General features: G+C 70.4%; 30 protein-coding genes and 1 tRNA gene. 10 read left to right on the top strand and 21 right to left on the bottom strand.

Translation table 11 applies throughout. The features are described 5' to 3' along the window. The first annotated feature begins 30 nt into the window (after positions 1-30). Positions 31-348, top strand: a complete 318-nt coding sequence (locus tag G4G93_RS13340; RefSeq protein WP_165084904.1) for a hypothetical protein — start codon at positions 31-33, stop codon at positions 346-348. A 179-nt stretch (positions 349-527) separates the two neighbouring features. Here the strand turns inward: G4G93_RS13340 and flaF are convergent, their stop codons facing one another. Further along, entirely contained in the window at positions 528-893 is a 366-nt protein-coding gene (flaF, locus tag G4G93_RS13335; protein WP_165084903.1) for a flagellar biosynthesis regulator FlaF, read from the bottom strand. 165 nt (positions 894-1,058) lie between these two features. Here flaF and G4G93_RS13330 point away from each other — a divergent pair, with 165 nt between their 5' ends. After that, positions 1,059-1,325 (top strand): hypothetical protein, encoded by a 267-nt coding sequence (locus G4G93_RS13330; protein WP_165084902.1) that lies wholly within the window; start codon positions 1,059-1,061, stop codon positions 1,323-1,325. A gap of 14 nt (positions 1,326-1,339) precedes the next feature. Here the strand turns inward: G4G93_RS13330 and G4G93_RS13325 are convergent, their stop codons facing one another. From G4G93_RS13325 to G4G93_RS13285, 9 genes are all read right to left on the bottom strand, one after another. Then, positions 1,340-1,498, bottom strand: a complete 159-nt coding sequence (locus tag G4G93_RS13325) for a hypothetical protein (RefSeq protein ID WP_165084901.1) — start codon at positions 1,496-1,498, stop codon at positions 1,340-1,342. Between the two features lie 95 nt (positions 1,499-1,593). After that, positions 1,594-1,914, bottom strand: coding sequence for a hypothetical protein (locus G4G93_RS13320; protein WP_165084900.1), 321 nt, complete (start codon positions 1,912-1,914; stop codon positions 1,594-1,596). Positions 1,915-2,170: 256 nt separating this feature from the next. Next, a complete protein-coding gene (locus G4G93_RS13315; RefSeq protein ID WP_165084899.1) occupies positions 2,171-2,683 on the bottom strand; it encodes a metallophosphoesterase family protein in 513 nt (170 codons plus the stop codon). Between the two features lie 308 nt (positions 2,684-2,991). Next, positions 2,992-3,981 (bottom strand): energy transducer TonB, encoded by a 990-nt coding sequence (locus G4G93_RS13310; RefSeq protein WP_165084898.1) that lies wholly within the window; start codon positions 3,979-3,981, stop codon positions 2,992-2,994. Between the two features lie 4 nt (positions 3,982-3,985). Further along, entirely contained in the window at positions 3,986-4,480 is a 495-nt protein-coding gene (gene tolR / locus G4G93_RS13305) for a protein TolR (RefSeq protein ID WP_165084897.1), read from the bottom strand. Between the two features lie 62 nt (positions 4,481-4,542). Then, on the bottom strand, positions 4,543-5,235 hold the full coding sequence (locus tag G4G93_RS13300) for a MotA/TolQ/ExbB proton channel family protein (protein WP_165084896.1): 693 nt from the start codon (positions 5,233-5,235) through the stop codon (positions 4,543-4,545). Positions 5,236-5,363: 128 nt separating this feature from the next. Beyond that, on the bottom strand, positions 5,364-5,939 hold the full coding sequence (locus tag G4G93_RS13295; protein ID WP_312891965.1) for a Tat pathway signal protein: 576 nt from the start codon (positions 5,937-5,939) through the stop codon (positions 5,364-5,366). Positions 5,940-6,238: 299 nt separating this feature from the next. Next, a complete protein-coding gene (locus G4G93_RS13290) occupies positions 6,239-6,709 on the bottom strand; it encodes a photosystem reaction center subunit H (protein WP_246736746.1) in 471 nt (156 codons plus the stop codon). A gap of 52 nt (positions 6,710-6,761) precedes the next feature. Further along, the gene (locus G4G93_RS13285; protein ID WP_165084895.1) at positions 6,762-7,166 is read right to left on the bottom strand and encodes a response regulator; all 405 of its coding nucleotides are present in this window, start codon (positions 7,164-7,166) and stop codon (positions 6,762-6,764) included. A gap of 251 nt (positions 7,167-7,417) precedes the next feature. On the opposite strand from G4G93_RS13285, the gene G4G93_RS13280 reads away from it, so the two are divergent. The 3 genes from G4G93_RS13280 to G4G93_RS13270 all read left to right on the top strand — a co-directional run bounded on the left by G4G93_RS13280 (position 7,418) and on the right by G4G93_RS13270 (position 10,541). Continuing rightward, positions 7,418-8,431 (top strand): WD40 repeat domain-containing protein, encoded by a 1,014-nt coding sequence (locus G4G93_RS13280; protein WP_165084894.1) that lies wholly within the window; start codon positions 7,418-7,420, stop codon positions 8,429-8,431. Between the two features lie 2 nt (positions 8,432-8,433). Next, positions 8,434-8,700 (top strand): hypothetical protein, encoded by a 267-nt coding sequence (locus tag G4G93_RS13275; RefSeq protein ID WP_165084893.1) that lies wholly within the window; start codon positions 8,434-8,436, stop codon positions 8,698-8,700. Between the two features lie 611 nt (positions 8,701-9,311). Continuing rightward, entirely contained in the window at positions 9,312-10,541 is a 1,230-nt protein-coding gene (locus G4G93_RS13270; RefSeq protein WP_165084892.1) for a peptide ABC transporter permease, read from the top strand. Here the strand turns inward: G4G93_RS13270 and G4G93_RS13265 are convergent. The 5 genes from G4G93_RS13265 to argB all read right to left on the bottom strand — a co-directional run bounded on the left by G4G93_RS13265 (position 10,465) and on the right by argB (position 13,622). After that, positions 10,465-10,797 carry a hypothetical protein gene (locus G4G93_RS13265; protein ID WP_165084891.1) on the bottom strand — a complete coding sequence of 111 codons (333 nt, stop codon included), beginning with the start codon at positions 10,795-10,797 and terminating at the stop codon, positions 10,465-10,467. The two genes, G4G93_RS13270 and G4G93_RS13265, sit on opposite strands and share 77 nt — an antisense overlap. A 284-nt stretch (positions 10,798-11,081) precedes the next feature. Next, on the bottom strand, positions 11,082-11,504 hold the full coding sequence (locus tag G4G93_RS13260; RefSeq protein ID WP_165084890.1) for a metallopeptidase family protein: 423 nt from the start codon (positions 11,502-11,504) through the stop codon (positions 11,082-11,084). A gap of 32 nt (positions 11,505-11,536) precedes the next feature. Beyond that, on the bottom strand, positions 11,537-11,704 hold the full coding sequence (locus tag G4G93_RS13255) for a hypothetical protein (protein WP_165084844.1): 168 nt from the start codon (positions 11,702-11,704) through the stop codon (positions 11,537-11,539). After that, a complete protein-coding gene (locus tag G4G93_RS13250) occupies positions 11,701-12,432 on the bottom strand; it encodes a pyrimidine 5'-nucleotidase (protein WP_165084889.1) in 732 nt (243 codons plus the stop codon). The genes G4G93_RS13255 and G4G93_RS13250 overlap by 4 nt, the downstream gene beginning before the upstream one ends. A gap of 251 nt (positions 12,433-12,683) precedes the next feature. Then, positions 12,684-13,622 carry an acetylglutamate kinase gene (gene argB / locus G4G93_RS13245; RefSeq protein WP_165084888.1) on the bottom strand — a complete coding sequence of 313 codons (939 nt, stop codon included), beginning with the start codon at positions 13,620-13,622 and terminating at the stop codon, positions 12,684-12,686. A 261-nt stretch (positions 13,623-13,883) separates the two neighbouring features. On the opposite strand from argB, the gene G4G93_RS13240 reads away from it, so the two are divergent. After that, positions 13,884-14,093 carry a hypothetical protein gene (locus G4G93_RS13240; protein ID WP_165084887.1) on the top strand — a complete coding sequence of 70 codons (210 nt, stop codon included), beginning with the start codon at positions 13,884-13,886 and terminating at the stop codon, positions 14,091-14,093. Positions 14,094-14,103: 10 nt separating this feature from the next. Here the strand turns inward: G4G93_RS13240 and G4G93_RS13235 are convergent, their stop codons facing one another. Continuing rightward, on the bottom strand, positions 14,104-14,877 hold the full coding sequence (locus tag G4G93_RS13235; protein WP_165084886.1) for an MOSC domain-containing protein: 774 nt from the start codon (positions 14,875-14,877) through the stop codon (positions 14,104-14,106). Positions 14,878-15,162: 285 nt separating this feature from the next. Here G4G93_RS13235 and clpB point away from each other — a divergent pair, with 285 nt between their 5' ends. Then, on the top strand, positions 15,163-17,802 hold the full coding sequence (gene clpB, locus G4G93_RS13230; RefSeq protein WP_165084885.1) for an ATP-dependent chaperone ClpB: 2,640 nt from the start codon (positions 15,163-15,165) through the stop codon (positions 17,800-17,802). A gap of 60 nt (positions 17,803-17,862) precedes the next feature. Here clpB and G4G93_RS13225 read toward each other — a convergent pair whose 3' ends face one another. Next, entirely contained in the window at positions 17,863-18,567 is a 705-nt protein-coding gene (locus G4G93_RS13225; protein ID WP_165084884.1) for a haloacid dehalogenase type II, read from the bottom strand. A 168-nt stretch (positions 18,568-18,735) separates the two neighbouring features. On the opposite strand from G4G93_RS13225, the gene G4G93_RS13220 reads away from it, so the two are divergent. Continuing rightward, on the top strand, positions 18,736-18,945 hold the full coding sequence (locus tag G4G93_RS13220) for a hypothetical protein (RefSeq protein WP_165084883.1): 210 nt from the start codon (positions 18,736-18,738) through the stop codon (positions 18,943-18,945). A gap of 497 nt (positions 18,946-19,442) precedes the next feature. On the opposite strand, the gene trpS is transcribed toward G4G93_RS13220, so the two are convergent. The 4 genes from trpS to G4G93_RS13200 form a co-directional block, all read right to left on the bottom strand. Beyond that, positions 19,443-20,483 (bottom strand): tryptophan--tRNA ligase, encoded by a 1,041-nt coding sequence (gene trpS, locus G4G93_RS13215; protein ID WP_165084882.1) that lies wholly within the window; start codon positions 20,481-20,483, stop codon positions 19,443-19,445. A 118-nt stretch (positions 20,484-20,601) separates the two neighbouring features. After that, positions 20,602-21,336 carry an endonuclease III domain-containing protein gene (gene nth, locus G4G93_RS13210; protein ID WP_165084881.1) on the bottom strand — a complete coding sequence of 245 codons (735 nt, stop codon included), beginning with the start codon at positions 21,334-21,336 and terminating at the stop codon, positions 20,602-20,604. Between the two features lie 53 nt (positions 21,337-21,389). Then, positions 21,390-22,043: a septation protein A gene (locus G4G93_RS13205; RefSeq protein ID WP_165084880.1), complete on the bottom strand. Its 654-nt coding sequence runs from the start codon at positions 22,041-22,043 to the stop codon at positions 21,390-21,392. Positions 22,044-22,188: 145 nt separating this feature from the next. Beyond that, positions 22,189-22,428, bottom strand: a complete 240-nt coding sequence (locus G4G93_RS13200) for a hypothetical protein (RefSeq protein WP_165084879.1) — start codon at positions 22,426-22,428, stop codon at positions 22,189-22,191. An 868-nt stretch (positions 22,429-23,296) separates the two neighbouring features. Here G4G93_RS13200 and G4G93_RS13195 point away from each other — a divergent pair. Beyond that, positions 23,297-23,965: a metallophosphoesterase family protein gene (locus tag G4G93_RS13195; protein WP_165084878.1), complete on the top strand. Its 669-nt coding sequence runs from the start codon at positions 23,297-23,299 to the stop codon at positions 23,963-23,965. Positions 23,966-24,136: 171 nt separating this feature from the next. Further along, positions 24,137-24,211 (top strand) — tRNA-Thr (locus G4G93_RS13190). Positions 24,212-24,227 lie beyond the last annotated feature (16 nt).

Genomic DNA, 24,227 nt, shown 5'->3' with positions numbered 1-24,227 from the left:
GCCTCGCATCCCGTCGATCGGAGGATGAGCATGGCCAAGGCCGACAGGCACAACATGGGTCCCGGCGCGCAGGGCAAGGGCTCCGGCACCGGCGCGATGACCGAGCTGCCCGAGGGCATCCTCGAAGAGAACATGGTGCTGAGCAACCGCGACAAGTCCCAGCACAGCACGGAACGCGGCCTCGACAGCAAGTTCGTCCAGACCGAGCAGTATCATGACCACGCCGCCAACCGGCGCAACTTCGACCAGACGATGCCCGACCGGAGCGGGCAGAATACCAGCGGCGGCGAGGCACCGGCGACCACGGAGTCGGGTGACGACAGCGCGCGGCGCAGCCAGCAGAAGTAGCGACGTCCCGGCATGGCCGAAGGAGCCCTCGTCCCACCGGGACGGGGGCTTTTTCGTCTTAACGACGACGGGCTTCGCCATCGACGCGTCGATGCACGGGCGTCCGGCGCATCACCGCCGACACCCGTCCGGCCGAGCCTCGCGCGTTCGAACGAGTCCGTTCGACCGCGCTGCGGTAATTACGGATTGCTGCGCAGGCCGCTCGCCAGTTCGCGGTTGATCCGGATCAGGGCTGTCAGCTTGTCGGCACTCGGCGCAATCATCGCGTCGAGGGTGCGGGTGAAGACGAAGGCGCCGAGGCGGGCCATCGAGGTCTTCAGTTCCTCGGGCAGCGGCGCATCGGGCTCGGTCGCCGCCGAGGCGAGGAGCGTCCAGACCTTGCGGTTGAAGCCGAGCGCGTCGTTCAGCGTGATGTGCTCGGCCTCCCAATTGTCCTGGATCGTCTGCAGGCGGGCCGCCGCCTTGATCAGCACCGCTGCCTCCGCCTCGCGGGGCGTCAACGCCACATGGGCCGTTCTCGCGTAGGCGTTCGCCGCGTAGCTCATCGTCTGCCTCTCCGCGGGCCGCTGGAACGGCCCCGGGGCAGGTCTGCCATCGATTTGTTAAGCTTGAGTTGTGAAACAGGCCGGGCGCCGCGGCACCGGATCCACCCCGGAGCCCGGAGGACCCGCCCTCAAACCGCTACGATGTCGGCGCAAGGACCGGCCGCTATGCTGAACTTCCTCCTCGGCGCCGTCGCGGGCGCATTGATGGCCGCCGTCGCGACGGTCGCGGCCCTGCGCAATCCGGACGTGCAGGTGAGGATGGGCCTCGTGCGGCCGGAGCCGGTGACGATCCAGACGCGGCGGCCGGATCCGGTCTGCCCGCCCCCGGCGGTCCGCACCCGTTGTCAGTCGTCGTCGCAGGCCGGAAGCCCGCAGGTCGGCCAGCCGGACATGCTGTTCGCCCGGCGCCGGTTCTGGTCGGTGGCGCCGTAGCGCTCCGCCCGACGTCAGACGCTGCTGAGGAGCAGCATCACCACGGTCGTCGCCGCGGTCGAACCGAGGAAGCCGCAGAGCGCCGCCGTGAAGGAATGGGCGCCGGCGGTCGGGGCGGAGAGGCGGGACTCGGTCGAGGTCTGGGTGGCGCTGGTGAGGTTGGCGCTGGTCATGGCGAAGCATCCGATCTGGCGCGCCGAGTCACGGCACCGCCCGGTGAGAGTGATGAGTTAATCGTCGGTGAAACGGTGTGCGCTACGGCACGCGCTCAGTCGCAGCGGAAGAACCGCTTCTCCTGGCGCACCGAGCGCAGGGCGCTCTTGAGATCGACCGAGGCGACGCCGAGGCCGCAATCGTCGAGCGTATCGCGGGCATCCTCGTAGCGGTCCTCGGCATCGCCGAGGTTGTCGCAGACCCGATCACGGTCGCCGATGCGGGCATCCTGGCGTGCCTGGAAGCGCAGGGCCCCGGCTTCGTCGATCTTGCGCTGAGCCCCGATGCAGGCCGGCTGCGCGAGGGCAGGACCGGCGAGGAGCAGGATTGCGGCGGCGACGGGCCAGCCGAGCGGGAGACGACGCGGTGTGGTCATCGCTGAACTCTTGAACTGATTTGGGGTCTGAAGCTGCGGCGATCCGCCTCATGGATGAGGCCCAATGCCGAGCTTGCCGATTGTGTCCGAGGAACGTCGGGAGCGCCCGGAGGGTTCCGCGCAAAACTGCCGAGATGCTCGCCAGGACCCGGCCGGACGGGGAGATCCGAAGGCCGTTCAACCCGCGGCGCGGTGGTTCAGCCGGCGCCGCCTTGATTCACTCCTCGGCGCCTTGCTTCAGCTCGCGGCGCCTTCTTCAGCTTGCGGCGCGTGGGCGCCTGGTCGAGCGGATCGTCTCCAGGGTCACCGGGCGGAACTCCCAGGCATCGACGCCGACATCGTATTGCCGGGTCGCCGGCTTCAGCTTGCCGTGGGAATGGCCGTGCAGGTTCAGGACGCCGCGCCCCATCCGGTTCCAGGTCCGGAAGGCGTAGTGGCACAGCACGAGATGCTGCCCGTCGACGTCGATCTCGGCGTAATGCGCGGTACTCTCCCAGCCCGGCGCCGACAGGGTCGCCGGCCCGTCGTTGTTGCCGACAATCAGGTGCTTGTGGCCGTTGAGACCCGCGAGCAGGGCCCGGACCCGCTCCGGCGGCGGCCCGAGGGCGAAGTCGCCGAGGTGCCAGACCGTGTCGCCGGGTTCCACCACGGCGTTCCAGGCCTCGACGAGGGCGGCGTCGTGCGTGGCGAGGTCGGGGAAGGGTCGGCGGTCGATCCGCAGGACCCGCGGATCGCCGAAATGGGTGTCGCTGGTGAAATAGGTGGTCATGCGGCGCCCCCGATCAGCCCTCCGGAAGTCGCGGGGCGCGGCAGGGTTCCAGGGACACGCGTCCGGCAGCGATGTCGGGGGCAGGGACGCCGGATGGATGCCCAGGCGACCAGACCTCTCCGCCATCCTGCAGCGAGCCCGGTGACGGGACGGATGACGGGGAGGGTGTCATACGAAATGCGACCGATTGCTTCGTGATGCAGATTTCGGCTTCGCTCAGACGCCGCGCGGGCTGGCGATTCGAAGTCCGGAAGGGATCGTCCGGACCTCGAATCGGTCCATCTGGCGAGACGCCCGCCCCGGCCCCGTCAGTTGAACCGCACCGGCAAGGTGAAGCTCTGCTGCGCTCCCGTGAACTCGGACGGCGCCGGCGGCAGGCTGCCGGAGGCGGCGGCCACGGCCGCGGCGTCGAGGCTGCCGTTGCCGCTGCTATGAGCGAGCGAGGCGCCGAGCACCCGGCCGGACCGGGACACGGTGAAGCGGACCGTCGCGGTGCCGCTCGCCCCGCCGACGCTGCGGGCCCGGCTCTGGATCACCCCACGTACCATCGCGCCCCAGGCGCGGGCGGCGTTGGCGCTCGCGGCAGCAGAGGCGCCGCCCTGGTTCATCTGTGAGGCCGAGGCCGCGGCGCGGCGCTGGCGGGCCGCTTCCATCCGGCGCTCCTCCGCCCGCTGCGCCTCGCGCTTCTCGTCGCGGGTCGGCTTCGGCGGCGGCTTCTTCGCCTCGACGGGCTTGGGCTTCTCGACCGGCTTCGGCTTCTCCACCGGCTTGTGCCGGACGACCGGCTTCGGCACGGGAACGGGCTTGGGTTCCTGCACGGGCTTGGCCACCACGGCGGCGGGCGCCTCGGCGTTGGTCGAGGTGACGACCTGCTCCTCGGGCTCCTGCATCGCCTCGGTGACCGGCTCGGGCGGCGTCTCCGTCGGCACGGTTTCGGCCGGGGCCTGCTCGACCCGGGTCTCCTGCGGCGCCTCCTCGACCTTCGTATCCGGCGGCGTCTCGACCGGGACGGTGTCGGCCGGTGGCTCGGTCGTCGGCACTGTCTTCGGCTCAACCACGTCGGCAGGGGTCGGCGTGGTCTCGACGTCCTGCGCCTCGTTCGGCACGTCGACCGCGGCGAGATCGGGCGCGAGATCGATGGTGATCTCGTTCTCGCCGGGTGGAGTCGGCGCGGCCCGCCAGTAGGTGAGGGCGAAGAGGCCGCCGGCATGGAGCGCCAGTGCCACCAGGAAGGCAAGGCCGAGGCCCGCCCCCGGCTCGCGCGGCTCCGGTGCGTCGGTCGTCACGGTCTGGCTCATCGGGTTACCGCGGCGCCGCCGGGGCGGAAGCCGGGGCAGGAGCGGTCGCTGCGGGGGCCGCGCCGCCGGGGGGGGCGTTGGCGATCAGCGAGACCTTGGCGAAGCCGGCCTGGCCGACGAGGCCCATGACCTCCATCACCTTGCCGTAGGGCACGTCCTTGTCACCGCGCACCAGCACGGTCTGGCCCGGATCCTCGGCGGCGGCCTGCTTCAGGCGCGCCAGCGCGGTGTCGGCCGGCAGGGGCTCCTTGGCGAGGAAGGCCTGGCCGTCCTTGTCGATCGACACCACCACCGGCTTCTTCGATTCCGCGCTCTTCGCCGCGGCGGTCTTCGGCAGCTGCACCGGCACGCCGACGGTCATCAGCGGTGCGGCGACCATGAAGATGATCAGCAGCACCAGCATCACGTCGACCATCGGGGTGACGTTGATCTCGGACATCGGCGCGGCGTCGAAGCCATCCTCGTCGCCGGCGCCGGCCTGCACCGGTCCCATACCCATCTGACGGGCCTCCGGCCGCCTGCCCTGTGGGCAGGGGCGCTACGCGTTGGACTGAAGGACGATTACTCGGCGGCGGCGCTGCGGGCGTGGTGGCCGCGGTCGCGGGCCAGCCGGTTGCCCAGGATCTGGATGCCGGCGACGAAGGCCGACTGCACCTTGCCGAGATCGCTCGAGAACTTGTTGTAGGCGAGCACCGCCGGAATCGCGACCACGAGGCCGATCGCGGTGGCGAACAGTGCCTCGGCGATGCCCGGCGCCACCACCGCGAGGCTGGTGTCCTGGCTCTTCGCGATCGACGAGAACGAGTTCATGATGCCCCAGACCGTGCCGAACAGGCCGATGAACGGCGCCGCCGAGCCGGCGCTGGCCAGGAACGGCAGGCCGACCTGGAGCCGCTTGATGTCGAGGGTCAGCGCCGCCCGCATGGCGCGCTCGATGCGCTCGCGGCGCTCGGCCCGGGTCTCGCTCGAATCCTGGTCGCGCCAGGCCTCCTGGGCCGCGGCCACCACCCGGGCCGACATGCCCGATCGCGCCTCCGGCATGCCGCCGCTGGCGACGAGCTTGGCGAACGACTTCGCCTGGCGGCGGGCGCCGGCGATGCGCACCAGCTTCTCGATGATGATCGTCCAGGAGACCAGCGAGGCCAGGACGAGGAGGATCATCACCCCCTTCACGATCGGGTCGGCCTGCAGGAAGAGCCCGAGGAAGGAGAAGTCGTGGCCTGCGGCCGCGGCGGGCGCGGTGGTCGGATCCATCTCGGCGGTCTCCGGAAAGAACGGGGTTTCTACGCACCCTTCGCCGAAGCGGTCGCCGCTTCGGCGAAGGGTGCAGAATCAAGGGGCGAAGCAGAGCTGCGCCATGCAACTCTGCCTGGGAGGAGAGGTCAGCGCACGAACGGCGCGGCGCCCTTGGCGGAGGAGGGCTCGATGCGCTCGAGGCAGGACTCGCGCGACAGGGTGTGGCCCGACCCGTCCTGACCCTCGCAGGCCGCCACGTCGTTCAGCAGCACCCGGCCGACCTGGGCGCAGGGGGTGGGGGAGATCTCGAACTGGCGGAGCGCCGTCTTGCGAGCCGGCACCGGGCCGAGCTCGACCATGCTGCGCTTCTGCACGATCCCGTCCGGATCGAAGGCGTTGAGGTCGAGGCGCAGCGACTTGATCGCGCCACCCTTGCCGTTCTCGACGATCAGGATCGCCTTGCAGGCTTCACCGGCGGTCTCGAGCTTGTTCAGCTCGATCCGCAGCGGCGCGCCGGCCCCTTGCGTCACGGCAGCGCGGGTCACGGTGGCTTCGGCAGACTTGCCCTCGACCGACTTGCTCTCAGCCGACTGCGTCTCTGACTGCGCCGCGGCGGGGCCGAGCAGCGTCAGCGACAGGGCGACGCAGGAGGCCGCCCCGACGAGGGCGGTGCGCCGAAGAGCAATGCGGGCCCGGGACCGGGGCAACCCTCGCGTGAGCACGTCTGGCGACTCCTCTGGAACGGCTGAGCGCGGCACAGCCGTCAGGGCGCGGGCCGACCGCCCTCCCGAGCGACGGCGCGACGCCATCCCGGCTCCCGCTCCTGTTCGTCGACTAAGACCGGCTCCGACCCGGACACCCGAAGATCGGGGTTCCGGGCCGCCGGCAGGCACGAACTAGCGAGAGGAACGGGCGGGATCAAGGCCGCCAGCGAAACTCAGAGGAATTCCAATCTGTTACCGCCATCCTCGACGGGGCCGCCGGGAACATTCGGCAAGCCCCGCTTCCATCTCGTCCTCCGCTATTTCTTCGGCTCGGGCGCCCCGGGAAGAGATTTGACTTCGGGCGATTTCGTGTCGGGGGCTTTCGGCTTGCGGGCCTGCTCGACGGCCTCGGCCTTCTCCTCGTCGGTGTCGCCGCCCTGGTCGATCGCCTGCTCCGGGTCGGCGGCGAGGTGGCGCAGGACGGTGAGGACCTGCGCGCAGACCTCCGGATGCTTGTAGGCATCGAGCACCACGGCGGCGTCGCGCAGGGTGCGCAGGTCGCGCACCGCCTGCTCGTTGGCCGGCTTCTGCAACTCGGCCGATTTCGCGATCACCTCCTCGAGCCGCAGGCCGACGACGTCGCAGGCCGGGCTCGGCAGCGGCGCGGCACTCCGCACCGCCGAGGCAGCGGGGGCGGCGGGGGCCGGCACGTCCTTGGCCCCGGCGGTGAGGGCGTGGCCGGCGAGAACGAGAGCCAGGAGGCCGGTCAGGACGAAGGGCGGACGCATTGGGGTCAAGGCTCCTCTTGTGACGACGATCGAGTCTGGAATCGCCTCGGGCTCAGTGCCCGAGGATGCGGTTGGCAAGCGCCACGATCTGGCTCGGGCGGTAGGGCTTGGGCACGAAGACCGAGTCGGCGACGGCCTCGCCCTCGCGCAGGGTGTGGCGGCCGCCCGAGGTATAGACCACCGGCAGGCGCGGGCAGTGGCGCCGCGCGTCGCGGGCGAGCGCCACGCCGTTGGTGTTGCGGGCCAGGTCGATGTCGGTGAACAGCATGTCGACCCGCTCGGCCTGCAGGATGCGGCCGGCTTCGACCGCGTCGGCGGCGGTGAGCACCCGGTAGCCCTCGTCCGCCAGGGCCTCGGCGGCGATCTCGCACACCATGGCCTCGTCCTCGACCACCAGCACCGTCTCGCAGGGGAGGGCGGCGGGCGGCACCATCGCCGCATGGGCAGACTGGATCATCACGCAACTCGCTCCAGGAGGATGGGGGCGCCGGGCGCTCCGGCGACGGTTCGGATGAAGAACCACCGGAACCTGGGCGGTGTTCGGGCCAGGTCGGTCAAATTGACTCGGTGTGGTGAGCGAAGCCTTAACCCTGCGCGAGGAGCGGTTAATGCGGGCGGGAACCGGTCGCACCCTTTGCCGCGGACCCTTGCGCGCCGGCCCCCCGTGTGAGACGCCCGCCCTCGAATCCGAGGTTCACAGGAAGAGCGATGAGCGCCACCGCCGCCCCCTCCCTCACCCAGCAGGTCACGGCGATCGATGCGGGTGCTCACGTCATCGCGGCGCAGTGGCTCGGCCGGACCCTCGCCCTGGCCCTCGGCGATGGGGCGGCACTGCTCGTCGCGGAGGGCGGCGAAACCCGGCGGGTCGAGGCCCATCCGGAAGCCGGCATCCTGGTGGCGGCAGGCGATGGCAAGCGCCTCGTCACCGGCGGCGACGACGGCCGGGTCGTGTCGCTGAAGGCCGACGGGACGCTCGACGAGATCGCGACGGCGAAGGGCGGGGCCTGGATCGACGCGCTGGCGCTTCACCCCGACGGCGGCGTCGCCCATGCGGCGGGCAAGCGCGTCGTCGCCCGCGACGCCAAGGGCCGCGAGAGGACCTTCGAGGCGCCCTCGACCGCCCGCGGCCTCGCCTTCGCGCCGAAGGGCTACCGGCTCGCGGTGTCCCATTACGGCGGCGCCACGCTGTGGTACCCGAACCTCGACACCGCCCCTGAAGCCCTGACTTGGAAGGGCTCGCACATCGACGTGACCTGGTCGACGGACGGACGCTTCGTCATCACCACGATGCAGGAGAACGCCCTGCACGGCTGGCGCCTGCAGCCCGACCGCGGCCACATGCGGATGACCGGCTACCCGGCCAAGGTGCGCTCCACCGCCTGGTCCTCGGACGGGGACTGGCTGGCGACGAGCGGCGCGGAGGCCGTGATCGTGTGGCCGTTCGATTCCAAGGAAGGCCCGACCGGCAAGGCGCCGCGGGAATGCGGCGTGCGCCCGGCCCGGGTGTCGCGGGTCGCGTTCCACCCGAAGGCTCCGGTCCTGGCGGCGGGCTACGAAGATGGCTGCGTGCTGCTGATCCGCTTCACCGACGCCTCGGAGCTGCTCGTGCGCCCCGCGGTGCGGGGCAGCGCCGTGACGGCGATGAGCTGGCATCCCGGCGGCGAGCACCTGGCCTTCGGCTGCGCCGACGGCCAGGCCGGCCTGCTCAGCCTGCCGCGCTGACCATGGGCCTCCTCGGCGCCTTCCGCCGGCGCCCGGGGCCGGACGCCGCCGCGCGGGCCCGGGTGGCGGAGATCGCCCGCCGGCTCGGCGGCTTCGGCCCGGAAGTGACGCTCGCCGTCAACGAGATCGTCTGCGCCGATCCGGCCTGCCCGGGCACCGAGACGGTCATCCTGATCATGGCCCCGAGCGCAGGCTCCCGCGCCTGCAAGGTGGCGAAGGCCCTCGACGCGGTGACGGAGGAGGACGTGGCGGCGGCTTTGGACGGCTGATCCGGCACCTTCGCACGAGCGCGGGAACTGCACCGGTTTCACCCGAAGGATGTCCGGGCATGTCCGGACGACCGTCTCGGCGAGGGCGGCAGCACATCGATGAAGGCTCGACGCCCCCAGCGCCGCTTGCTGCAAGGTCATGAGATCGACGATCTCCTGCCTCGACACATCCCCAATCGACCGGCGTGGAGCAGGCGGGTATAGGCGTTCTGCTTCGATCTCGACACCGAGACGCTGAAGAACCAATAGCGTAACGCACGCTGGCAGAACGGCGACCAGGACATTCCCCGGGTGCCGGAGCGCCACGGCTTCGACCGGCAGCAGGGTAGCGTCGACTTCGGCAACGGCCAGGTCGACCCGGTGCGGTGCGTCCTGACGTTTCAGGACGTGGCGCGGGAATCCCCGTGGTTCCGCACCGTCATGGTCGATGTCCGGATGCTGCGGATCGAGGAGAACAACGACCTGCTGCCGGCGCTCCAGCCGCTCCCGGACGCGCCGCGCCCGCCGCGCCCTTCCTCAGTGTTGCGCCCCATCTACAGCGCAGGAGCCGCCCTCTCGACTAGGAGGGGAGGGAGCGGCGCCCTTTCGCGCCGTCACCCGGATTGGCCGCCATGCCGCGCGCGACGTCGCACACCCCCGATCCCGCCGTCGACGCGGCGGCGCTGCTGCGCCGCCTCGCCTTTTTCGGCCTGACGGTGGTGATCCCGGTCACCGCGCTGGTGTCGCGGCGCAGCGTGGTGATCCTGGCGCCGATCGGCATCGCGCTGCTCATCATCGCCGCCCTGCTCGACGGGGCGCAGCGGCCCCTCAGGGCGGGGCTGTCGCGGCTCGGCGGGGCGCGGGCGATCCTGGCCGGCGCGCTGCTGCTCGGCTGGTGCGCCCTGTCGCTGGTCTGGACGCCGTTCCCCGGCCCGGCGAGCGAGCGCCTGCTCAACCTCGCCGCCACGGTCGGGCTGACGGTGGCAGGCTATCTCGCGCTGCCCGACCGGATGCGTTCGGCCAATCTCTACCTGCTGCCGCTGGGCGTCGGTGCGGCGGCGATCGGGGCGGTGCTGCTCGGGCTGTTCAGCGGCGCCTCGCTGCGCGGCGGCTTCGAGGACGACAGCGCGCTGGAGCGCGGCGCGATGCTGCTCGCCCTGCTGCTCTGGCCCGCCGCGGCCTGGCTGCGCTCGCGCCGCCGCGACATGGAGGCGCTCGGCCTCGCCGTCGTGGTCGCGCTCGCCCTGGTGCTGGCACCCGGGCCGGTGCCGCTGATGGCGCTCGCCGTCGGGGCGGCCGCCTTCGCGCTCTCGGCCTGGCGCCAGGGGCTTGGCGTGCGGGTCACCGCCGGGGTCGCGGCGGGCCTCGTCGCCCTGGCGCCGCTGCTGCCCTTCGTCCTGCGGCCGCTGCTGACGCCGCTGCTCGGGCCGCTCCACCCGACGATCCTGTCCCTGAAGGCCTGGCAGCGGGTGGTGACGAGCGAGCCCCTGCGCCTCGTCACCGGTCACGGCCTGGAGACGGCGCTCCGCGGCAAGGTGGTCGGCATGCTGCCGATCAACGCCCCGTCCTCCCTGCTGTTCGAGATCTGGTACGAGCTCGGGATCGTCGGCGCCTTCGCGGCCGCCTTCGTGCTGTGGAACGGCATCCGCCATTCCGGCCGCGAGCACCCGGTGCTGACGCCGGGCGCGATGGCCACCGCCGCCACCGCCTTCACCTCGGCCTGCCTCGGCATCGGCACCACCGCGAGTTGGTGGTTCACCAGCGTGACGATCGTGGTCCTGATCTTCATCGCCGCGGAGCGGGGCCAGTTCCGCACCAGCCGGCCGAAGGCGAGCGCGCTCCCACCGCGCAGTGCGGCCTGACCCGGGCCGTCCGGTCGTCGAGCCAGGCGCAGGCCGCATCGAGGGTCGGGAAGGCCGGCGGGCGCGGCTCGTCGACGACCCGCCCGAACGCCGCCTCCAGGAACCAGTGCCGGCCAAGCCCCAGTTCGTCGTAGAGTTCCGGGTCGAGCAGGGTCAGGACGCCGATGAGGCGCCCGTCGCGGAAGGCCAGTCGGCCCTCGCTGTCGAAGCCGCCGGTCTCGATGCGGACCGGGGCGAGGGTGCTGGGTACGGACATGTCCGATTCAGGGTGACGAGGGACAACGATTCATCGCACCCAATAGGGTTGAGTCCAATCGTCGGCAATTACCTCACGGTTATACTGCCCCAGGGCATATCGATGCGGCGCGGCGAAGCCTGAGAGATACGTCAATCTTGTCAATGATGTAGACCGACCTGGGACGCCCATGCGAGCCGGCATCGCCCTAGCCCGTCAGGAATGTGCCGCCGACATCCGGCAAGGAATTCTGGCGAAACGGCCTCAGCCGGCGCGAGACCCGCCTGGGCGCGGGCAGGCCGGCCTCACTCCTCGGCCGCCGCCTCGATCGCCGCCATGTCGTCGTCGGAAAACCCGACATGGTGACCGATCTCATGCACCAGGACGTGGGTGACGAGATGGCCCAGGGTCTCGTCGTGCTCGGCCCAGTAATCGAGGAGCGGCCGGCGATAGAGCCAGACCATGTTGGGGAACTGCCCGGTGGCGAGGTTCAGGGCGCCGCCGCCTTGGGCCAGGCCGATGCCGCGGAACAGCCCGAGAAGGTCGAACTCGCTCTCGCAGCCCATCTCCTCCAGGGTCTCGTCGTCGGGAAACTCCTCGACCCGGATCACCACGCCCTCGCACAGGGCCCGGAACTTGTCGGGCAGGCGCGCGAAGGCCGCTTCGGCCAGGGCCTCGATGGCGGCGAGATCGGGGGCTCGGCGGGTGCTCCAGTCGGTATCGGACATCGTGGTCTCGGGTCCTGGTGGTCTCGGAGGCGTCACCACAGGGCCAGCTGCCGGCCAAGCAGGTAACCCAGCACGACGAGGGCCGCGAAGCCGAGCCCACGGCCGATGCGCCGGCCCCAGATCTCCGCAGGATCCTGCTCGCCGGGATCTTGCTCGCCGGGATCTTGCTCACCGGGATCTTGCCGGTCCGGCACGCTCACGCCGCCAGCACCGGGGCGACCCGGTCGGTCAGGAAGCCCGCGAGGTCGTTGGTGATGTGGTCGATATGGGGCGCGCGCACCGCCTCCTGCTCGAAGCTCTCGCGGAACGGGTCGATGGTGCGGGGCACCACCAGCACCGTCGCCATGCCGAGGTCGTGCGGGACGACGAGGTTCTTGGCGATGTCCTCGAACAGGGCCGAGCGGGTCGGGTCGACGCCGTGGCGGCTCAGGAACTTCTCGTAGGCGCTGCGTTCGGGCTTGGGCACGAAATCGGCCGCCGCGATGTCGAACACGTCCTCGAAATGGTCGAGGATGCCGAGCTTCTTCGCCACGTTCTCGGCATGCCGGCGCGAGCCGTTGGTGAGGATCAGCTTGCGGCCGGGCAGGCTCTCGATCGCCAGTCCGAGATCCGGATTGAGCGCGATGCTCGAATGGTCGATGTCGTGGGCGAAGTCGAGGAACTCGTAAGGATCGATTTTCCACTCGGCCATCAGCGCACGCAACGTCGTGCCGTAGCGGTGGTAGAAGTACTTCTGCAAGGCCCGCGCCGAGATCCCGTCGAGCCCGAACAGGTTCATCACGTAGAGGGTGATGCGCTCGTCGACCTGCGGCCAGACGCGGGCGTCGTGGGGATAGAGCGTGTTGTCGAGGTCGAACACCCAGGTGTCGATTCCCGAGAAGCCGCGGGCCTTAGGCGCGGTGAGGTGGCTCTCGCCTGGCAGGAGCAAGGGACGATCCGGCGACGGGGGCCCCACGGCCCCGGACGCCCAAGATAAGCGAGGCACGGCGGAAGGGAAGGCGAAAGGATGGTCTCGTGCGATTTCCGACTGTTCGCTGCGCGATGCGAAAATCGGCTTCGCTCACGCGTGTGGAGCCTCCGGCTCCACCGCGCGGGCTGGTGATACGAAATCCGGACGATCACGTCCGGATTTCGTATCACGGATCGGGCGGCCCGCAGGGCCGACCGAGGCCGTCGTGCTCACGAGCGGCGGATCAGGGTCCCGGCGCCGTAATCGGTGAACAATTCGAGCAGCACCGCGTGCGGCACCTTGCCGTCCAGGATGACCACCGCCTCGACGCCCTGCTCCAGGGCATAGATGCAGGTCTCGATCTTCGGGATCATGCCGGCCGTGATGGTCCCGTCGGCGATCAGCCGGCGGCAATCCTCGATCGACAGTTCCGGGATCAGCTTCTTGTTCTTATCGAGCACGCCCGGCACGTCGGTCAGCAGCAGCAGGCGCTTGGCCCGCATCGCCCCGGCGATGGCCCCCGCGAAGGTATCGGCGTTGACGTTGTAGGTCTGGTTGTCGCTGCCGACCGCCACGGGGGCGAGGACCGGGATCAGCTCGGCCTTCAGCACCGCGTCGAGGACGGTGCGGTCGACGTGCTCGGGCTCGCCGACGAGGCCGAGATCGAGCTGGCGCTCGATGAGCGAATCGGGATCCATCACCGTGCGGGCGGCGCGGCGCGCCCGCACCATGTTGCCGTCCTTGCCGCACAGGCCGATCGCCTTGCCGCCCTCGGCCGAGATCCAGCCGACGATCTGCTTGTTGATCGATCCCGCCAACACCATCTCGACGACCTCGACGGTGGCCTCGTCGGTGACGCGCAGGCCCTCGCGGAACTCGGACTTGATGCCGAGCCGGTCGAGCATGCGGCCGATCTGCGGCCCGCCGCCATGGACCACCACGGGCTTCAGGCCCGACTGCTCGAGGAGCACGATGTCCTCGGCGAAATCCTCCGCCGCGGCGCGGTCGCCCATGGCGTGGCCGCCATACTTGATGACCACGACCTCCTCGTCGTAGCGCTGCATGTGCGGCAGCGCCTGCACCAGCACCTCGGCCCGCACGTGGACGTTGGGCAACTGGACTTCGGGCGGCTGGACTTGGGGCGCTTTGTCCGCTCCGGAATCGCTCATCGCGGCGGGTGTCCTCTCGCAAGGTCGGGTCGCGGCACTGTCGCGGCACGCGGTCGGCGCGGGGTTCTACGCATCATCGCGCGGCGTGTCACACCGAAATCTCACGCACGGCGTTTCCGCGCGACGGCCGCGCCCCTCGGGTCGCCGGGTTCTGGCGGCGGCCCGCGACGGTTGGATGACGGCGCCTGAGACCGGTCGCGCTTTACCTGTGCTTAACCACGATCCGAGCATCCTGTGGACGGTCCACCGGATCCCCCAACGATGCGCCTCGTCGATTCGCTCCTGCCGCGTCCCGCCCTCACCAACCCGTCGCTGCTCGCCGCGACCGTCACCTCGCTGAGCCACCGCGCCGCCAGCCGCCAGGATCTCTGGCGCCTGCTCACCGACAGCTACACGGTCGATCTCGACGCCGTGGCGGCGGTGCTGCCGCGCCAGGAGCCCGAGCCGGACTGGCTGCCGTCGAAGCGCTGAGACCCGCGCGTCAGCCCACCCGCAACGCGTCCCCCATCCGCACCACGCCTCCCGCGACCACCTCGGCATAGACCCCGCAATCGGCGTGGCCGAGGGTCTTTTGCAGGGCCTCCGGGATCGCGAGGTCGCGCTGACCCGTTGCCGGGTCGACGTTGGTGGCGGCGCAGCGCACGATGCGCTTCGTCACCTTGAGACGCAGGCCCGCCTCCGTGGCGAGTTCGGCCCCGACGAGGTCGAGCTCGGCGAAGGCCGGGAGCCCGGTGACATGCAGGTTGCCGCGGAACCGCAACGGATCCACCGCCGCCCCGACCATGTCCTCGACCGCCGCAACGCTCGCCAGGTTGATGAGCGAGACGAAGCCTCTGCGCGAATCGGTGAAGCGGTAGCCCTCCGGCGCGGCCAGCACCTTCGGCGGGCCGCGCAGCTCCTTCGGGAGGTAGCGGCGGAAGAACGCCTCGATGGTGAGCCGTCCCTCCTTCGTCCCGAGGTCGCCGCGGGCCGCCTCGCGGTCGCCCTCGCGGATCGTCAACATTCCGGTCGCGTCGTCGTAGGTGGTCGCGAGACGGGCCAGCGCCTCGTTGCGCATCAGCATCAGGTACTTGATCTTGGGCTGGTGCACCGGCGCGGCGGGATCGAAGCCGCTCGGGCCGTTCTCGACCGCGAACAGCCGGTCGCCCGGGAAATAGCCGCCGGCCGTCAGCGCGGCCGCGGCCAGGGGCTCGGGCGAGAGGCCCTTCACGGGATAGCGGTGAAGGGCGGTGACGGTGAGGGCGGCGGCGGTCATGCCCTCTGGTTAGTGGAAATCGGCCCGCCTGAACATCTGACCTCGCGCCCTTGCCGTAACGCCGCCGCCGAGCCAGCACCAAGCCATCCCCGCGCCGCATGGTTCCGGCCCGCGAAATCGCGCCGGCCGCCCCTTGTGTTACAGATATGTCACACCACATGGGAAGGGCTGGCCGCTTCCAGGAAGGGCCGGCGCCCGGCGCGCGACGACTGCGCGAGGGCGAACCCTTCGATCCCCCGTCGCCTCGTCAGAGGGCGGGAGGATCGGCCGAGGAGGAGCGAATTCATGAACTTCGAGAAGTACACCGAGCGGGCGCGGGGCTTCGTTCAGGCGGCGCAGTCGCTGGCCCTGCGCGAGGGGCATCCGCAGCTGGGCCCCGCCCATGTGCTGAAGGTGCTGCTCGACGATCCCGAGGGCCTGTGCGCAGGCCTGATCGATCGGGCCGGCGGCCAGTCGCGCGTGGCGCTGGCACAGACCGAAGCGTGGCTGGCCAAGCAGCCGAAGGTCTCGGGCGGCGCCTCGCAGCCGCAGGCGACCCGCGAGCTGATGCGCCTGTTCGACACCGCCGAGAAGGCCGCCGAGAAGGCGGGCGATTCCTACGTCACCGTGGAGCGCCTGCTGCTGGCGCTCGCGGTCGAGAAGGACAGCGATGCCGGCAAGATCCTGAGCCAAGCCGGCGTCACCGCCGCCTCGCTCAACGGCGCCATCAACGCCCTGCGCAAGGGCCGCACCGCCGACAACGCCACGGCCGAGAACGCCTACGACGCGCTGAAGAAATACGCCCGCGACCTCACCGAGGCCGCCCGCGACGGCAAGCTCGACCCGGTGATCGGCCGCGACGAGGAGATCCGCCGCACCATCCAGGTTTTGTCGCGGCGCACCAAGAACAACCCGGTCCTCATCGGCGAGCCCGGCGTCGGCAAGACCGCCATCGTCGAGGGGCTGGCGCTTCGCATCGTCAACGGCGACGTGCCGGAAAGCTTGCGCGAGAAGCAGCTCCTCGCCCTCGACATGGGCGCGCTGATCGCCGGCGCGAAGTATCGCGGCGAGTTCGAGGAGCGGCTGAAGGGCGTGCTCTCCGAGGTGACGGCCGCGGAAGGCCAGATCATCCTGTTCATCGACGAGATGCACACCCTGGTCGGGGCCGGCAAAGCGGATGGGGCGATGGACGCCTCGAACCTGCTGAAGCCCGCGCTCGCCCGCGGCGAGCTGCACTGCGTCGGCGCGACCACGCTCGACGAGTACCGCAAGCACGTCGAGAAGGACGCGGCGTTGGCCCGGCGCTTCCAGCCGGTCTTCGTCTCGGAGCCGACCGTTGAGGATACGGTGTCGATTCTGCGCGGCATCAAGGAGAAGTACGAGCAGCATCACGGCGTGCGGATCCAGGATTCGGCGCTGGTGGCGGCCGCGACCCTGTCGAACCGCTACATCACCGACCGCTTCCTGCCCGACAAGGCGATCGACCTCGTCGACGAGGCGGCCTCGCGCCTGCGCATGCAGGTCGATTCGAAGCCCGAGGAACTCGACAACATCGACCGTGAGATCGTGCGGCTGAAGATCGAGGGCGAGGCGCTGAAGAAGGAGACCGATTCCGCCTCCCGCGACCGGCTGGTGCGGCTGGAGAAGGAACTCGGCGACCTCGAGGAGCAGTCGGCCGCGATCACCGCGCGCTGGAAGGCCGAGAAGGACAAGCTCGGCCGTGCCGCGGAGCTGAAGAAGAAGCTCGACGAGGCCCGCAACGACCTCGCGGCGGCGCAGCGCCAGGGCCAGTACCAGAAGGCGGGCGAGCTCGCCTACGGCATCATCCCGGGGCTCGAGCGCGAGCTGGCCGAGATCGAGGCGCGCGGCGCCGACGGCTCGCGGGGCAACGGCTCGGGGATGATGGAAGAGGCGGTGACGCCGAGCCACATCGCCGGTGTGGTGTCGCGCTGGACCGGCGTGCCGGTCGACAAGATGCTGGAAGGCGAGCGCGAGAAGCTGCTCGGAATGGAGGCGGCGCTGGGTAAACGCGTCGTCGGCCAGACCGAGGCGGTGGTGGCGGTGGCCACCGCCGTGCGGCGGGCCCGCGCCGGGCTGCAGGACCCGCACCGGCCGATCGGCTCGTTCATGTTCCTCGGCCCCACGGGCGTCGGCAAGACCGAGCTGACCAAGGCGCTCGCCGGCTTCCTGTTCGACGACGACACCGCCCTCGTGCGGATCGACATGTCCGAGTACATGGAGAAGCACGCGGTGGCCCGCCTAATCGGCGCGCCTCCGGGCTATGTCGGCTACGAGGAGGGCGGCGCTCTGACCGAGGCCGTGCGGCGCCGGCCCTACCAGGTCGTGCTGTTCGACGAGATCGAGAAGGCGCATCCGGACGTGTTCAACGTCCTGCTGCAGGTCCTCGACGACGGGCGGCTCACCGACGGGCAGGGGCGGACGGTGGACTTCCGCAACACGCTGATCGTCATGACGTCGAATCTCGGCTCCGAGTATCTGGTCAACCAGCCGGAGGGCCAGGACACCGACGTGGTGCGCGACGACGTGATGAATGTGGTCCGCTCGCACTTCCGGCCCGAGTTCCTGAACCGGGTCGACGAGATCATCCTGTTCCACCGCTTGCAGCGGCAGGAGATGGGGGCGATCGTCGACATCCAGCTCGGGTGCCTCGCCAAGCTGCTGGAGGATCGCAAGATCACCCTCGACATCGAGCCCGACGCCCGCACCTGGCTCGCCGAGAAGGGCTACGACTCGGCCTATGGCGCGCGCCCGCTGAAGCGGGTGATCCAGAAGGCGGTGCAGGACCCGCTCGCCGAGCAGATCCTGGCCGGCCGGGTCCATGACGGCGAGACGGTGCCGGTGCGCCTCGGCCCTGTCGGCCTGTTCATCGGCGACCAGTCGGTGTCCCCCGACGAGCGCCGGCCGGCGCACGCCCTGCTGAACTGAGGACCCGCGCGGGGTCTTATCGGGGCCCGCCTCCTTCGGGGGGCGGGCCTTTACCTTGCCTCAGCAGCCGAGCTGGCGGGCAAGATCCGCCAAGTCCGACGCCGCAACATCCACCGGCACCAGGGGCGCCGGCTCGCCGGTGCCCGGGCCGCTCTCGTCGGGCCGGGCGACGTGGGCGGTGGCGAGACCGCAGGCGGCCGCCGCCGCGAGGTCCGAGGAATGGGCCGCCACCATCATCACCTCGTCCGGCTGGAGCCGCAGGACCTCGACGGCACGAAGATAGACGGCGGGCTTCGGCTTGTAGTCCTGGGCGATCTCGGCCCCGAGCACCGTGTCCCAAGGCAGGCGGTTGCGGCGGGCCTGCGCGATGGCGAGCCGCACATGCGCGTTGGAGCAGGGCGCCAGCAGGTAGTTTTCGCGAAGGCGCGCGAGCGCGTCCGGCACCTCGGGCCAGGCATCGAGCCGGTGCCAGGCGAGGACCAGTTCGGCCCGGATCTCCGGCGGCACCGCCTCCGCCAGGTTGAGGCCGGCGAGCACGCCCTCCAGGCTCTCGGCATGCAGGGTGTCGAGGTCGGTGTAGCTCCGGGCGCCCTGGCGGATCGGCTCCATGCCGGGCTGGTAGCGGTCGCGCCAGGCCCGTGCGAAGGCGGCGCCGTCGAGGTCGGGCCGGAACGGCGCCAGAAGCCGCCCCGCCTCCCGGGCGACGCCGCCGTGCCAGTCGAGCAAGGTGCCGAAGACGTCGAAGATGAGGGCCTGGATCGCCATGTGCACCGTCTCCCGCGGATGATCGCTCCGCCCGGGTTATCGGCCCGGCCGGCTGCGCTGCAAGCCCGTGAATGGCGATCATCACCATCCGGTGAGGGAGCCCACCCGACGGCATGGGCCTGACAGATCTTTACCACCTGTTAACGACGCCGTCAGAGCATGCCCGGCATGTCGAGCCACCGCAAATCACCGCCGTATCGGCAGCATGGAACCGCGCCACGGAACACCGTCCTGCGGGACCAGATCGAAATCCTGCGGCAAAAGTCACGCTCACGCCCGACTTTGATCGAGGAGTGGGTTCAGGATGTGCAGCGGGATGATTCGGCCGAGCGGGCTGTGACGCGGCTGTCACAGTTGAAAGCCAGCGGCAAGATGTGAGGATGATTTTGCGCGGCTGCACGTGGTCGGCGCGAGCGAGGGATGGATTTGGCGTCAGGGTTTGCAAAAGCTGCGACAGCCGAAATGAGTCCGCATCGTCAAGCCTCCGACCGCCACAGTCTTGACGTTAGACTGTATCGCTCAGTCCGATATCTGACAGATGATGACAGCGGCGCCGAGACACCCGCATGCTGGAGCACTGCCCGATCGCGCGGCAACTCACTACACGACACAGCAGGTTGCGGGGAGGGTTTCGGCGCGGCGGCCGTCGTTCCCGCATCTCTCAACGTGCTGTGTCATACACTGTGGGCAGGCCGACGCTTCGTCCGCTTGGACGCTTGGTTTGTCGCAGAGGCGGCAACCACTTTTGCGAAATCTGCTGAGGACCGGTCCCATTGACGAATCTAAAAAACCTTCTTGTCGTTCCGGGCTCCGCTGCGCGGCCCCGGAACGGCAAGAAGGTGTTCTAGATCCACTGGGGCGGCGGCGAGCGGTCCTCAGCGCCGGCGCACGAAGCCGACGATGTCCTTGACGGCGGCGATGTTGGGGGCGGCGATCGCCTCGGCGCGGGCGGCACCGTCGGCGAGCACCGCGTCGATGTGGCCCGGATCGGCGACGAGGCGCTGCATCTCGGCGCCGATCGGTCCGAGCTTCGCCACCGCGAGGTCGACGAGCGCGCCCTTGAAGGCCGAGAACTGGGCGCCGCCGTAATCGCGCAGCACGTCCTCGCGGGTCGCGTCGCTGAGCGCCGCGAAGATGCCCACGAGGTTGTCGGCCTCCGGCCGCTTCTCGAGGCCGGCGATCTCGGAGGGGAGGGGTTCGGCGTCGGTCTTGGCCTTGCGCACCTTCTGGGCGATGGCGTCCGAATCGTCGGTGAGGTTGATCCGCGAATAGTCGGACGGGTCCGACTTCGACATCTTCTTGGTGCCGTCGCGCAAGGACATCACCCGGGCGGCCGGCCCGCCGATCAGCGGCTCGGTGATCGGAAAGAACGCCTCGCCGTGGCCCTGTTCCGCAATGGCGCCCGCGAAGTCGTTGTTGAACTTCTGGGCGATGTCGCGGGTCAGTTCGAGGTGCTGCTTCTGGTCCTCGCCCACCGGCACATGGGTGGCGCGGTAGGCCAGGATGTCGGCGGCCATCAGCACGGGGTAATCGTAGAGGCCGACGCTGGCGTTCTCGCGGTCCTTGCCGGCCTTCTCCTTGAACTGGGTCATGCGGTTGAGCCAGCCAAGGCGGGCGACGCAGTTGAAGATCCAGGCCAGTTCGGCGTGCTGCGGCACCTGGCTCTGGTTGAACACCACCGAGCGGGCGGGGTCGATGCCGGCGGCGAGGAACGCCGCGGTCACTTCACGGATCTGTCGAGTCAGTTCGGCCGGGTCCTGCCAGACCGTGATCGCGTGCAGGTCGACGACGCAGTACAGGCAGTCGAACTGCGCCTGCATGGCGACGAAGCGCTTGATCGCGCCGAGATAATTGCCGAGATGCAGGTTGCCGGTCGGCTGGACGCCGGAGAAGACCAGTTCCTTGAAGGCGGGCATCGTGATCGTCGTCCCCTGGGTCCGTCGTCCCTTGGCCGGGGGCTGTCGCAATCCCGCGGGCGCGGCGTTCTGGACCGTTCCGGCAGGGGGGTCAAGCAGAGGGTCGCAGGGCCTGGAATCAGGGGTGGAGGGCGGCCGTTTCCCGCCTCGCCCGCTCGCCCGACCTGGCCTGTCCGGTGGGGCACAGATCGAGCACGGCGCAACGCCCGCAGGCCGGGTTGCGGTGGAAGCAGCAGCGTTGCCCGTGCAGCATCAGGACTTCGTGGTTGTCGTACAGGTGCTGCGCATCCCAGTCCGCCGGCAATTGCGCGCGAAGGATCGCGTGGGACGGGCCAACATCGACCTTCGGGCCGATCAGGCCGGTGCGCTGCGCGACGCGGTGGTGGTGGCTGTCGACCGGCAGGGCCGGCATCCGCAGGGCGCTGAACGACAGCACCGCCGCGCTGGTCTTCGGCCCGATGCCGGGAATCGCCTCGAGCCAGGCCCGCGCCTCCGGCACCGGCATCTCGCGGAGAAAAGCCAGGTCGAGGCTCCCGGCCCGCTCCCGCACCGCGCGCAGGACCGCCTGGATCCGCGGCGCCTTCAGCTCCGGCCAGGTCACGCCGGAAATCAGCGCCTGCACCTCGTCGGTCGGCGCCGCGACGAGCGAATCCCAGTCGTTGAAGCGCGCCCGCAGCGCCTTGAAGGCGCGGCCGGAATCGGCGTTGCGGGTGCGGTGGGAGAGGAGCGAGGAGATCAGCTCGCTCACCGGGTCGAGGTCGTGAAAATAGGCGATCGGGCAGCCATAGACCCCGCACAGTCGGCGGTGGATCAGGAGGGCCTTGTCGGCGAGGTCGGCGGGGCTTGGGATCATGACGGGGTGAATCGCCGATCCCCGGCGCCCGTTCCGCCTGCGGCACTGCGTCCCTATGCTTGGTCGGATCCTTTACCGGACTCTTGCCCGGACCCGGACCTCGTCTCGTCCTTCTTGCGCTCGTAGCGCAGCAGCAGCGGAGTCTGGGCGAGCGCGAAGGCGATGGTGAGCGGCATGATGCCGAACACCTTGAAGCTGACCCAGAAATCGGTGGTCTGGGTGCGCCACACCACCTCGTTCACCGCCGCCAGGAAGAAGAAAAACAGGCCCCAGCGGAAGGTGAGCTTGCGCCAGCCCTCCTGGGTGAGGTCGAACACGCTGTCGAGCACCAGGGCGAGCAGCGGCCGGCCGAAGGCGAGGCCGCCGAGCAGCACCGCCCCGAACAGGCTGTTCACGATGGTCGGCTTGAGCTTGATGAACAGTTCGTCGCGCAGGAGCAGCGTGAGCCCGCCGAACACCACCACCACGACGCCGGAGACGAGCGGCATGATCGGCAGCCGCCGCACCCAGACGTAGTGGACCGCGAGCGCCGCCAGGGTCGCGACGATGAACAGCCCGGTCGCCACGAACAGGCGCTGGTCGGACGCGAAGCCGAACTTCTCGGCATAGGCGTTGCCGAGGAAGAACACCCCGAGGGGTCCCAGCTCCAGGGCGAGCTTGGCGAGAGGCGGCAGGTGGGTCTGCGGCGGAACGGCTTCGATCTGCATGGGGCGGGGGCGACGCTCCTCGTCGATGCGCGGGCGGCCCGATCCTTGCGCGGGCGGACCCGCGCGGGCCTTGTTTGCGCAACGGGAGGGAGGGCATAGCCCGGCGCGGCCGATCCATCCATCCCCCCGCACCCGCCTTGCGTCGCTAGCGCGCCTCCGCCTCGGGGCGGAGCGCGGCGGTGCGCCGGCGCTCGCAGGCAACCTTCAGGTAGGTCTCGCGCCCGCGCACGAGGCCGCTGCGCGCCGCCAGGGTCTCGCCCTGCATCAGGCAGGCGATGGGGGTCGGGGCCGGTGCGACCGCGACGTCGAGGGCGGTGTCGCGCGAGCAATCCGGCGCCGCCAGCGTGCCGGCGCAGACCAGGGCGACGGTGAGAAAGTCCGTCATGTCATCTCCACCGGCCTCGAGGGCGCGAACGGCGGGCGACGATCCGGGCCGGGGGATCTTGGCGCCGCGCCGGGGAAGCACAGCGATTCACGTGCCAGGGCCGGACCAAGGTCGAACACTGCGGCCTTATGTTGCAGTGCAGCAACGGCCCGTCGGCCTCGGGGCCGATCGTTGCACCAGTCGGCGAGGTGCCGGCCGATCGGGATATCCCGCGGGTGCGCCTCCCGGCCCGCACCGGCCATGCGCACCACGTCCCGGGCCTGTGCCGGTCCTGCCTGCGGCGCGTGATCGGGGTCGCGCCCCGATCCCGAGAGGGCGAGACCGGGAAGTTCCGCGACCACCCGGGCGAGGCGCTCGCCAGGGCGCCGGCGAGGACGAGCCGGGCGGCGGCGTGGTCGAAGCCGTCGCGCCGGCCCGCCGCGGCCTCCGGACACGTGCGACGCTCCGCACCCGGCGATCGAACCGGATTAGGCCGTCGAGCCGAATGGCATCGGCCACGGTCGCGTCGAGGCCGTGATACGCCTCGAACCCGTCCTCCGCTGGCGGCATCGCGCCGTCGGTCGAGAAGTACGGCCCCGCCTCGTATCGGGCGGTCGTTCCTGCCTTGGGCATAGATCGCTCGGCTGATTTGTCGTCACTCGCCGTGAGAGCGAAAAGACCAGGCAAGGCAAGGACGAAACGTCCGGCAATCGACGGAGGCCGGGGTCGGGGGGGGGCCCTGTCGTCCCGGGATCCCGTCGGCGGCCGGACTCTGCGTCCCGAAGTCTTCTCGCCGCGTCTCGTTCCGGCGCGGCGGCCTTGACGCGGGTCAGGCTCTCCGTTTCGGCCTTTTCATCCATCCCCCGCCCGACGGAGCCCATCCCGCACCATGGACGAACTGACCTACGCCATCGGCGACGTCCACGGCTGCGCCGGCGCGCTCGAGAGCCTGCTCGGCCGGATCGCGGCGCACGGGGCCGGCCGGCGCCGGCGGCTGGTTTTCCTCGGCGACTACATCGACAAGGGACCGGAGAGTGCCCGCGTCGTCGCCGCCGTGCGGGCGTTGCAGGAGGCCGATCCCGTTTCCGTCACCTGCCTGATGGGCAACCGGGAAGCGGCCCTGCTGCGGGCGGCGCACGATCCGCACGGGGCTGCCGCTTGGCTCGCGACCGGCGGCGACCGGACCCTCGCCTCTTACGGCGTGGCGCGGATTGCGGACCTTCCGGCGGCGGAGCTGGCCTGGATCGCCGGGCTGAAGACCGTGCATGAGGACACGCTGCGCTACTACGTCCATGCCGGCTTCCGCCCGGGCCGCCGCGGCATCGATCCGAGCGTGGAGGCCCGCCTGTGGATCCGCGAGCCGTTCCTGTCCGTCGACTACGATTTCGGCAAGCACGTCGTCCATGGGCACACGCCCTGCTACGCCGGCCGGCCCGACTGCCATCCCTTCCGCACCAACCTCGACACCGCACCGCTGCGGACCGGCCGCCTCACCGCCGCGGTGCTCGACCGGACCGCGCCCGCCCCGGTCGCGTTCCTGCAATCGCAGGGCGGCTGACCGTTGGGGATGGGGATCGTCGCGGGCCAAGGCCGGGCACGCGGGCGGGGGCGCCCAGCCCGGATTTTGCGCCTTGACGCCGGCACGCCCAGGGGCTCTAAAGACCCGCCCGTGACGGGGTCTCGTGTTTGCGTATCAAGTGCTTGCGGGTTCTCGGGCTTGCGGGCTCTCGCCGGTGTAGCACAGCGGTAGTGCAGCGGTTTTGTAAACCGAAGGTCGGGGGTTCGATCCCCTCCGCCGGCACCAGCCATCCCGGGCAAGG

Origin of the sequence: Methylobacterium sp. DB0501, from assembly GCF_011043735.1 — a bacterium.
In the GTDB taxonomy this organism is placed as follows: Bacteria; Pseudomonadota; Alphaproteobacteria; order Rhizobiales; family Beijerinckiaceae; genus Methylobacterium; species Methylobacterium alsaeris.
This window is presented reverse-complemented; position numbering and strand designations above follow the sequence as displayed.